Source organism: Vibrio sp. (assembly GCF_984391705.1).
The window spans coordinates 1-2,321 of sequence record NZ_CFHWOM010000094.1 but is presented as its reverse complement, the minus strand read 5'-3'; the positions used below and the strand labels follow the sequence as shown (position 1 = coordinate 2,321).

Sequence of the window (2,321 nt, the reverse complement as noted above, 5' to 3'; positions counted from 1 at the left end):
GCTAATCATACTCGACACTTCCTAACCCCTTCTGGATGAAGTCCAGAATTAGCTCGGCTACCTCCATCAACTTCTGTTCCTAACCCAAGGGTTTTACAAGCCACTGGTTTTACAAAATCAGCTTAACTTACTGATACCTATGATGATATAGGCGTTTTTGCACGTCTGGCAATTAAACTTAGCTCACAGAACTAAAAGTAAACCCCTCAAAATGCAACACTCGATTAACAACGTGTTATTGATGACTATCACTATTGGAATATAGACATTCAAGGTCAATTCAATCTAACTGGTTGTTTAATTGGAGGATTCATTATCGAGTGAATTTTGTTCTTAGGTATGGGACTTTATTTCCATTATTCGCCGATAACATTGCTGTAACATTAAACCCAATTAATACGGTGGTTTATTAAGGGAAATAAAATGACAAACCAATTTGTACTTGGCTCCAATCGAAAAATAGATCCGTCACGTCGACGTGCCGCACAATTAAAACCAGATGGAAGCGTGAACGACAATGATCGAGTCGAAATTGGGCCTACTGCTCTTGCATTCCAAGAATGGGCTGACCTAGGTCTCACTCCCCCAAATCTACAGAAAATGCGAGAGTATCGATTAAAACGCATTGTAGACCAGTTGCAAGCCCGTGATTTGGCAGGGGTGTTGTTATTTGATCCTTTGAACATTCGATATGCAACAGATTCTACCAACATGCAGCTTTGGATTGCACACAACCACGCTCGTGCTTGTTTTGTATCTGCAGAAGGGTACATGATCCTTTGGGATTTCCATAACTGCGAACATTTATCTGCACACCTACCGCTTGTGAAAGAAGTACGTAATGGAGCGTCCTTCTTCTACTTCGAAACTGGAAATCGAACCAATGAACACGCCCATCATTTTGCAAAAGAGATTGCAGACATCGTTAAGCGTCACGGTGGTGGGAGCAATCGTATCGCTGTAGACAAGATAGAGATTGTTGGCTTACGTGAGCTCGATAAACAAGGTCTCGATATCTTTGATGGCCAAGAAGTGATGGAGCTAGCTAGAGCAGTCAAAAACATTGATGAGATCAACGCAATGCGCTGTTCGATTGCTTCGACAGAGATTGCAATGAAAAAAATGCAAGAGGCAACTGTTCCTGGCGTTACTGAAAACGATATTTGGTCGGTGCTACATGCTGAAAACATTAAACGCGGTGGAGAGTGGATTGAGTGTCGAATCCTGTCTTCAGGACCTCGTACAAACCCATGGTTCCAAGAGTGCGGCCCTCGCGTAGTTAAAGAAGGAGAGCTGTTAGCTTTTGATACCGATCTCATTGGTCCTTATGGATTCTGTGCAGATCTATCACGAACGTGGCTAATCGGTGATGTAGAAGCTACCGAAGAACAGAGACATTTATACCGCGTGGCCTATGAACATATCCAACACAACATGGAAATACTAAAGCCAGGTATGACATTCGAAGAAGTTACACGCTCTGGCCTTTTACTTCCTGAAAAATACCGACCACAACGCTATGGAGTAATGATGCACGGTGTCGGTTTATGCGATGAGTACCCTTCAATACGATATCCAGAAGATCTAGAAGGTCATGGGTATGACGGTGTACTGGAGCCAGGCATGGCACTTTGTGTTGAGGCATATGTTGGCGCTGTTGGCGGCAAAGAAGGGGTCAAATTGGAAGACCAAGTCATTATCACAGAGGATGGGTTTGAAAACCTAACGAACTACCCATTTGAAAAAGAGTTATTAAAGTAGGAGCAGCACATGACATCCGTACCTAAAAACACTCATAAATTACTAGTAAGCGCAGGGGCTGGGATAATTTTAACGCTGTGCTTTGTCTATGTATTACTTGCTCCAGAAGCAAGCACTGACATGTTCTCAAATCTGAAAAACTACATCGCACACAAGTTTGCCTGGTTTTATATGGGCAGTGTCGCATTGTTTATCTCTATCTTAATTTTTAGTGCATGTAGCCGTGTTGGAGATTTAAGGCTCGGTAAAGATAATGAGAGACCTGAATTTTCAGGGTTTGCATGGGGTTCGATGCTCTTTAGCACTGGGATGGGCATTGGGCTAGTTTTTTTCGGCGTCGCTGAGCCTGTTATGCACTACATGAACCCTCCGGTCGTTGAGGCTCAAACCGATGTCGCAGTCAGAGAAGCAATGAATATCACCTTCTTTCACTGGGGAATCAATGCATGGGCTATTTACACCATTGTAGCGCTTGTTATTTCTTACGCAGCCTATCGCAAAGGCCGTCCACTAGAAATGCGAAGTGCGTTTTACCCAATCTTTGGCGAACGAATCAACGG

Annotated in this window: 2 protein-coding genes; both read left to right on the top strand. The window is 43.4% G+C overall.

What is annotated here, in order from left to right; genetic code table 11:
- Window positions 1-423: 423 nt before the first annotated feature.
- Complete coding sequence (dddP, locus tag AC4MRV_RS20985; protein ID WP_491189238.1) at window positions 424-1,761, top strand: dimethylsulfonioproprionate lyase DddP; 1,338 nt, start codon at window positions 424-426, stop codon at window positions 1,759-1,761.
- A 9-nt stretch (window positions 1,762-1,770) separates the two neighbouring features.
- The coding region (locus tag AC4MRV_RS20980; RefSeq protein ID WP_491189237.1) for a BCCT family transporter at window positions 1,771-2,321 on the top strand (551 nt) is incomplete at its 3' end.

Coding starts and splice junctions, on each gene's coding strand:
- dddP (WP_491189238.1), top strand. CDS start 424: ATGACAAACCAATTTGTACTTGGCTCCAATCGAAAAATAGATCCGTCA.